The organism is Streptomyces sp. NPDC046335, assembly GCF_055587985.1.
On the sequence record NZ_JBVJFF010000015.1, the window covers coordinates 87,613 to 95,312 of the forward strand.

At 70.1% G+C, this 7,700-nt stretch carries 9 protein-coding genes; 4 read left to right on the forward strand and 5 right to left on the reverse strand.

The genetic code is table 11. From position 1 onward, the window contains the following. Positions 1-134 precede the first annotated feature (134 nt). Positions 135-1,208, reverse strand: a complete 1,074-nt coding sequence (locus ACZ6JY_RS32615; RefSeq protein WP_469201725.1) for a Gfo/Idh/MocA family protein — start codon at positions 1,206-1,208, stop codon at positions 135-137. Positions 1,209-1,262: 54 nt separating this feature from the next. Next, a complete protein-coding gene (locus ACZ6JY_RS32620) occupies positions 1,263-2,108 on the reverse strand; it encodes a helix-turn-helix transcriptional regulator (RefSeq protein ID WP_469201727.1) in 846 nt (281 codons plus the stop codon). A gap of 241 nt (positions 2,109-2,349) precedes the next feature. Here ACZ6JY_RS32620 and ACZ6JY_RS32625 point away from each other — a divergent pair, with 241 nt between their 5' ends. Then, the gene (locus tag ACZ6JY_RS32625) at positions 2,350-2,571 is read left to right on the forward strand and encodes an Atu4866 domain-containing protein (RefSeq protein WP_469201959.1); all 222 of its coding nucleotides are present in this window, start codon (positions 2,350-2,352) and stop codon (positions 2,569-2,571) included. Positions 2,572-2,577: 6 nt separating this feature from the next. Here ACZ6JY_RS32625 and ACZ6JY_RS32630 read toward each other — a convergent pair whose 3' ends face one another. Continuing rightward, the gene (locus tag ACZ6JY_RS32630) at positions 2,578-2,859 is read right to left on the reverse strand and encodes a hypothetical protein (protein WP_469201729.1); all 282 of its coding nucleotides are present in this window, start codon (positions 2,857-2,859) and stop codon (positions 2,578-2,580) included. Between ACZ6JY_RS32630 and ACZ6JY_RS32635 the strand changes: the two genes are divergently transcribed. After that, positions 2,858-3,094, forward strand: coding sequence for a hypothetical protein (locus ACZ6JY_RS32635; RefSeq protein WP_469201731.1), 237 nt, complete (start codon positions 2,858-2,860; stop codon positions 3,092-3,094). The genes ACZ6JY_RS32630 and ACZ6JY_RS32635 overlap by 2 nt on opposite strands. A 511-nt stretch (positions 3,095-3,605) precedes the next feature. On the opposite strand, the gene ACZ6JY_RS32640 is transcribed toward ACZ6JY_RS32635, so the two are convergent. Continuing rightward, positions 3,606-4,661: a hypothetical protein gene (locus tag ACZ6JY_RS32640; protein ID WP_469201733.1), complete on the reverse strand. Its 1,056-nt coding sequence runs from the start codon at positions 4,659-4,661 to the stop codon at positions 3,606-3,608. Between the two features lie 253 nt (positions 4,662-4,914). Here ACZ6JY_RS32640 and ACZ6JY_RS32645 point away from each other — a divergent pair, with 253 nt between their 5' ends. Further along, positions 4,915-5,856, forward strand: a complete 942-nt coding sequence (locus ACZ6JY_RS32645) for an alpha/beta fold hydrolase (RefSeq protein WP_469201735.1) — start codon at positions 4,915-4,917, stop codon at positions 5,854-5,856. Between the two features lie 53 nt (positions 5,857-5,909). On the opposite strand, the gene ACZ6JY_RS32650 is transcribed toward ACZ6JY_RS32645, so the two are convergent. After that, a complete protein-coding gene (locus ACZ6JY_RS32650; protein WP_469201737.1) occupies positions 5,910-6,512 on the reverse strand; it encodes a class I SAM-dependent methyltransferase in 603 nt (200 codons plus the stop codon). A 759-nt stretch (positions 6,513-7,271) separates the two neighbouring features. On the opposite strand from ACZ6JY_RS32650, the gene ACZ6JY_RS32655 reads away from it, so the two are divergent. Continuing rightward, positions 7,272-7,541 (forward strand): SH3 domain-containing protein, encoded by a 270-nt coding sequence (locus tag ACZ6JY_RS32655; protein ID WP_469201739.1) that lies wholly within the window; start codon positions 7,272-7,274, stop codon positions 7,539-7,541. Positions 7,542-7,700 lie beyond the last annotated feature (159 nt).

Here is a 7,700-nt window from a genome sequence, read left to right on the forward strand (position 1 = left end):
GGGGGGGGAAGCGGGTGGGGTGGTTCGGGGGGGTTTTTGGGGTGGGGGGGGGGGGGACGGGGGGGTGGGTGCCACCCCCCGTCCTCCCCCCCCCCCACTCACCGTGTCCAAGCAGGGGCCGGCTTCGACGCCGGTCAGCCGGTGACGCCGGCGGCGGCCGTCGAGCTGCCCTGGCTCACCACACCACTCAGTGCCGGCGCCCCCTCGCCCGGGTAGCGGACCCCGATGCGCTCGCGGATCGCGTCGAGGGTGGCCATCACGGCCAGGGTGCCCTCCAGCGGGACGAGCGGGGACTCGGTCTCCCCGGCACGGAGGCACCGCATGACCTCGGCGGCCTCGCAGTGGTAGCCCTGCCCCTGGGACGAGGGAAACCGGAATTCCTCCGATGCGCTGCCGTGGCGGTGCAGCGTGAACCCCTTGGCGAAGAAGAAGCCGTTCGGCAGGTCGATTCGCCCCTTCGTACCGGAGATCGATGCCGTCGCCGGGGTCTCCGCGGCGATCGAGCAGCTCAGTGTGGCAACGGCACCGCTGTCATAGCCGAGCACCACGCCGGTCGTCTCGTCCACGCCGTCCGGAGTGAGCTTCGCCCAGGCCGCGATGCCGTCGGGGGCGCCGAGGATCAGGTGCGCGAGCGAGACGGGGTAGACGCCCACGTCGAGCAGGGCGCCCCCGCCGGCCTCCGGGTCGCGCAGTCGGTGCGTGGTCGCGGGCGGGGCGACGAACCCCAGGTCGGCCTGTACGCACCGCACATCACCGATCGCGCCTTCGCGGACGAGCTCGACCACACGGCGGACGGCCGGCAGACAGTGCGTCCACATGGCCTCCATCAGGAACAGTTCACGTTCGCGGGCAAGTGCGATCAGCTCGGCGGCCTCGCCCGAGTTGAGGGTGAAGGGCTTCTCGCACAGGACGTGCTTTCCCGCCTCCAGGCACAACTTTGTAGCGGCGTGGTGCGCCGAGTGCGGCGTCGCGACGTAGACGACGTCGATGTCCGGGTCGGCGGCGAACCGGGCCCAGCTGCCGTGGGCCCGCGGGATGTCGAACCGCTCGGCGAAACGCCGTGCCGACGCGTCCGATCGCGACCCGACCGCCACCAATTCCGCGTCGGGCAGCAGTTTCAGCTCCTCCGCGAAGGACGCGGCTATGCCACCGGTCGCGAGGATGCCCCATCGCACGGTGCCGTTCCTGTCGTTCCCTGTGCTCGTCATGCCGCAGAGCATAGGTCAGACGATTCGGCGGGAGGCCCGGCCGAAGCCGGAGCATTACCGCTCCTCGGAGGACTCCCGATGCCGGGTGGCGTGCAGACTGCCGAGCAAGGCCAACGCCTCGGCACTGGGGCTTCCCGGTTCGGCGTGGTAGATCACCAGCTGCTGGCCCGGTGCTCCTCGTACATCGAAGGTCTGGTAGGTCAGGGCGAGAGGCCCCACGTCGGGGTGCACGATCTCCTTGCGGTCATGGGTCTTTCCGTGAACGGTGTGCGAGGACCACAAGGCGGCGAACTCCTCGCTCGCCCCGGCCAGAGAGCGGACGAGGTCGTGCAGGCGCCGATAGTGCGGGTCGACGCCCGTGGCGTGGCGCAGTCCGGCGACGACTGCCTCCGCTGCCCGCTCCCACCGCGTGAAAAAGCTCCGGGCGGCCGGGTCGAGGAACGTCATGCGGGCCATGTTGTCCACGTTCTCGAACGGTGAGAACACGGCGGCGGCCAGAGCGTTCGAGGCCAGGAAGTCGGTGGCGGGGTTCAGGACGAACGCCGCGGCGTTCGGGTACCCGTCCAGCAGATGCCGCAGCGCGGTACTCACCGCTTCTCTCGGCCGCTGCCGCCGCTCACCTTCCGGTGCGGTGCCGGCCAGCCGGAACATGTGCTCCCGCGCTTCGTCGTCCATCCGCAGCGCGCCGCTGATGGCCTCGAGGATCTGCGGCGACGGGCTGCGCTCACGGCCCTGTTCGAGGCGGGCGTAGTAGTCGCTGTTCATGCCGGCCAGTACGGCGACCTCCTCCCGCCGCAGCCCCGCCACCCGGCGGGCGCCGTAGGAGGCGAGCCCGACGTCGTCAGGACGCAGGCGGGCTCGGTGAGCGCGCAGGAAATCTCCGAGATCGTTGCTGGTCACCCCTCCAGGCTAGGCGGCCGTCCGCCCGCCTGCCTGGGTGCACCGTACCCAGGCACGACTGGTCCTGGCCTCCTTCGCCCGGGCTGCCCAGTCTGGTGTCAGCAGGTGTCAGAAGGTGTCAGCACCCGCGAACGAGAAGGAGCGCATGGTGAGGGACCAGTTCGGCCCGCCGGAGAAAGCCGCCGGGCGAAGGACCGATGACGTGGAGGCGCACCCGCACGTGGACGTGGACGTGGTCGGGATGTGGGTCACCGGGGACGGGCACATCCGGCAGGAGCTACGCGCCGACGGCCGCTACGACGAGGCACGCGGCAGCCGCCGCAGCGCCTACACCGGCCGCTACACCGTGACCGGCAGCCACCTCGACTACGTCGACGACACCGGCTTCACCGCCACCGGCGACATCCGTGACGGCGTGCTCTTCCACGAGCACCTCGTCCTGTACAGGGAAAACGAGGTGTGACACCCCTCAAGGCCTGGTCCAGCCCCTGGGCGCGTGGCGGCGCGGCACGGCGGGGGTTTCCTGAGGCGGCGCTACCTGGTGCCGGTGGTTTTCCGGCCCTTCGCCGGAGACCTGGCCGCCCGAGCGGCGGCGCTCCGCCCGCGGCGGGTCCTCGAACTGGCCGCGGATTACTGGGAACGAGGCCATGGTTGCCTTCGGGACGTCCCGGGCCCGGGCGCGGTGCGGCGGCAGGCCGACGCGCAGCGGCTGCCGTTCACGGACGGAGGCTTCGATCTGTTGGTCTGCCATGCTGGCCCCGGGCGGCCGGTGCCTGTTCAATACGTGGGGCCCGCTCGGCAGGCACGCCTTCGGCGCCGATGTCGCCACCGGGTTCCTCGCTGGGACACCGGTGCGCGCGGCCGTCGAGGAGCGCGGCGACGTGCCGACCGTCCGGGCAACCGTCATCGGGGAAATGGCGACCCGTCTGGGCCCAGGGCCGGTTACCGCCCCGATGACGGCGTACGTCTTCCGCGGCGCGGCCTGAACGCAGGTCAAGCCCTCCGGACGTCCAAGCCGCCGGTGTGAGGAACTGGCGGCCACCGCGCAGCACGGTGCGCACCACTGCACATTGCCAGAGGACGGTCGGTGGCTGAGGACAGGCGAGCAGATCCTGCCGGAGCTTACTGATCTGTTTGTTGATAGACCAGTACAGGAACGTCGGGCACAAACGTTTCGACCGCTGCTTGCAGTTTTTCTGGGTCGAGACGCCAGAGATTGATGGGTTCGGCCCGGCCAGCTGCGGAGCACCTGGCCGACGGCGGAGGCCGATATGGTTGAGCCCCCTGCCGACCGTGGTCTGATACCACAGGACCATGGACCGGATATCTTCCCACGGTGCAAAGGCAGTTTGCTTTGCGTACTGAGCCGGAGCGCCGCCGAGCAGTACACCTTCGCTGTCCACACGGAGACCACCAGCTTCTGCTTCCTCGCGGATCATTGTCGGACAGCCGGCGCTGATTGCTTTTGATTACGTTATTTCTCTGGGCACCCATTCTCTAGTCACCGCCACCGCCACCGCCGTCTCCTCCGCCTCCATCGCCGCTCCCGTCGCCCCCGTCTCCACCGTCGGAGCCCCAGCCGTCCGAGCCGCCCGGTTCGTTGTCGTCGCCGCCGATGCCCAGGTTGCTGAACCAGTGCCGGTCCCAGGCGTCGTCGTTGGCTATCGGCTCACCTGCGATGTTGGACGAGCGCCGGAGCCGGAAGCGGGCCGTACCCGTGGTGTCGCCCAGGCCGAAGGTGGCCGCGAAGGCGTGGGCCATGACGGCGTCCAGCGGGTCCGGGCTCTCGTGGCGAACGTGCGCCAGGGGCAGCAGCACCGCGCCGGGGCCGAGCGCGGGGCGGCGTGGCGGCCGCTGGATCAGAGCGACCCGCTGCTCGTCTCGCAGCAACCAGGAACTCGTCGAGTCCGTCCGCCGCAGCTCCCAGACGCCTTGAGGCAGCCGCGCCCGTGCGTAGCTCTTGGACTTGCGCAGCTTCTTCTGCAGGACGAGCACGGCCGGTACGTCACCGACGGTCATCCGCAGCCCCTGGGCCTGGTCGGCGGTGCTGCTCAGGAAGCCGAGCGGCGCCCGTATCCGTACGGCGGGAGCGCTCGGCCCCCACACGTCCACCCGTACCAGCCGCCGGTCCACTGCCACTCCCACTTGGCCGGCGGGGCCGTGTGCGTACCGCCGGGCCATCCACAGCGGCACGCCCTCCGCCCGCGCCCGCTCGGCCAGGGCGTTCAGTTGCGCGGGCCCGCCACAATTCCGTACCGCCAACTCTCCCAGCTTCTGGGCGAATTCGGCCGCCTGGCGCACCTTTACGGGAGCGGCCGTGCCGGTGACACGAGTGACCGGGACGATGCCGCTGCCCGCGGCCAACTGGTCCAGTGGACGTTCCGTGCCGCCGCCGCCGAGCCAGTGGCCGCGCTGGAACGCCTCGGCCATGGCCGGCAGGTTCAGCTGGCTCAGTGGCGTGACCTTGCCGCCGCGCCGCAGGTCTTCCCCCGTCAGCTCAACGGTCCGCGCCAGTGGATTCCACGACCGTTCCGTATAGAGCGCCTGGCTCATGCCATCCCCCATGTCCGTGCAGTACAGCGACCGAGCCTATCGAGCCTCGGGACGCGCTCGAACGGCGTCCGGTTCCGCGGTCCATGGACACGGCCGGTGGGCCTCTCCGTGCTGCCTGCTCGTGGACCGGCACGTTCATTCGCCGGGCCATCCCGGTGACTCGCGGCCTCCCGCGCTGCCGCGACCGGCGGGGGAAATAGGGGGCGACAGCCGGGATGGCGGCAGGGAACACTACGGATCTATGGACTACGGCGTGAGTGAACCTGCGCGGCTCGGACGGACCCGACTGCCGGATGGTCGATTCCTGGGCTGGGCGGAATGGGGACCGGCCGACGGCACCCCGGTGCTGGTGTGCCCGGGGGCGGCCACCAGTAGGTGGCTCGGCTTCGGCGGCGGCATCGTCGATGCGGCAGGTATCCGGCTCATCAGCGTGGACCGGCCCGGCCTCGGCGCCTCCGACCCGGACCCGGACCCCGACCGTACGCTGGTCAGTTGGGCCACCGACATCCGGCACTTCATCCAAGAGCGCGCTTTGCACGCGCCGTTGGCGGTGGGATTCTCCCAGGGGACACCGTTCGCCCTCGCCCTGGCGGCGAGCGGTCTGGTGCACGCGGTGGCAGTGGTGTCCGGCAGTGACGAACTCGCCCACCCACGCTTCGTTCACTCGCTGAATCCGCAGACGAGGAGCATGGTGGACGCCGTCGCAGCCGACCCCCGGGCCGCTGAGGCATCCTTCGCCGGTTTCGGCAGCGCCGACACACTGTGGGATCTGATCATCACGACGAGCCCCGAGGCGGATCGCACCGTCTACACCGACCCGGTCTTCCGGCCCGCCTTCCGGCGCGCGATGGACGAGGCCTTCAGCCAGGGCCCAGCGGGCTATGCCCGCGACACCGTCCTCGCGATGGGCCGCTGGCCATTCGACCCGGCCGACATCGCCGTCCCGGTCGACCTCTGGTACGGACAGCAGGACACCAGCCCGGCCCACTCTCCGGACCTGGGTGAATCACTCGCCCAGATGATCCCGACGGCGACCCGGCACCTGCTTGCCGACGCTGCGGGATCGTTGCTCTGGACGCACGCCGAGACGGTCCTGCGCACCTTGCTGACCCAGGGGCGGTGTTCCCCAGCACCACCGGACCCGGCACCGGGCCCGGACCCGGCACCGGCCCCGGGATCGGCATCGTCGAATTGAGCAAGCGGTAGGCACCGAGGGGGCGTGCCTGGCCGCGGGTGCATGGGAAACGTCTAGCGCAATCGACGTGCGCGGAGCACCACGTCATCGGTGTGATGGGCGCCCGCGCCGCCCTCGGGTGCCACGCGTGGCCGCTGCTCGTCCACCTCGACCTTCCAGTTCTCGTCCAGGAGAGCGGAGACCATGGAGGGCCAGACGTAGTCGGCCGGGTTGAATCCGCCTTCGTCTGCTTGGTGGGTGTCCATACCCGCGTGGTGTACGAGGACCAGCACTCCGCCGGGCGCCACGGCCGCCAGCATCGCGCGCTCGGCCGCGGCGTCAGGTGTGCGCAGCAGGGCCGGGTACTGGGCGGACACCAGGTCGTAGGAAGCAGGGCGGAGCGTAGCCTCCGTCAGTGTGGCGTGGACCCAGTCGACGGTGACTCCGGCCTCCCGGGCGTGCCCGGCCGCCCGCTCCAGTGCCACCCCCGAGACCTCGAGCCCGGTCACTTCCCAGCCGCGGCGCGCGAGCCAGATGGCGTCCGCGCCCTCGCCGCAGCCGACGTCGAGCGCCCGCCCGGGGGTGAGTTCGCTGACCTCGGCCACGAGCGCGCCGTTGGGCCGGCCGCTCCACAACTGGTCTCGGTCGGCGTATCGGCTGTCCCATTCCTCGCGCACCGCCGGATCTCCGAGGTACCCGTCGGAGGCTGAGGCTGAGGCTGAGGCTGAGGCAGTGGTGGGTGTGGGTGCGGGTGCGGGCGACTGTGCTGCATGTGCTGCGGTCTCATCGGTCACGAACCCACCGTCCTCCAGCACATCGCGGCGGCGCCACATTTGTTGCCGCTTCGGCAATACGGCGTCGGCGCCCGGCGGCGGGGGAGTGACGTAACGCCGCCCCGCGCTTCCACCATCCGCCCACCAGTCGAGCTGCGGTGAGTGGAGCTTGGAGCCGACGCATTCGGATGATCCGGATGTACACCGCGTGGTGAAAGCGATATTTGCCTCAACATCGGACTTATGGTGCCTTCAGTCCGCAGGGCTCCGCCCCGTGGAGATTGCATGCGGCCTCTTGAAGGGAAAACGAAGATGATGGTTCGCGATGCCGTGAGCGGCTGCGCGGCGGTAGCCCTTGCTTCGGTGGCGATGACCAGCCTTGCTCAGGCCGATTCCGGCACCGTGCAGGCGTCGTCCGTCATGGCGCCGAGAGCTTCGCTCTCCCCCGCCACGGTCAAGCAGGGGGACACGCTCACTGTGAGAGTCGACGGCGCTCCCAGATCGTGCCGTTCCGTGCAGGCCAGATCCGATGCATTCGTCAGAACGGTGATGCTGAACAAGAGAGGTAACCCGTCCGCGTACTCTGGACGTGCCCTGGTAAAGGGGCAGGCTGCCCCTGGCCGGCACCAGGTCACAGTGAGCGGGACAGGCTGCGGCAGGTGGGTGGCCAAGGCCAGACTCACGGTTCTCGCACCCTCGAAAACGGTCAAGGGCAAGGTCATCGCGAGGTCCGGGCTCAACGTACGACAGCAGCCGACCTCCAACTCGGCGGTCACCGGCTTCTACCGCAGCGGACAGATCATTGATCTGACGTGCAGGAAGCTCGGACAGCCCGTCGACGGCAACCGCGCCTGGTACCGGGTCACGGCGCCCAAGGGCTGGGTCGCCGCTCGCTACGTCAAGACAGCGGGTTTCGTGCCTCCGTGCAGGTGACCTGCTGGGCCAGAGACTGACTCGCCCCCAGGCGAAGGCGGCGGGCGAAGGCGGGGGGGGGGGGGGGGGGGGGGGGGTGGGGGGGGGGGTTGTTTGGTGTTCTTGTATGTTGGGTTGGGGGGTGGGGGGGGGGCGGCGGGTGTGGGCTTTACCCCTGGC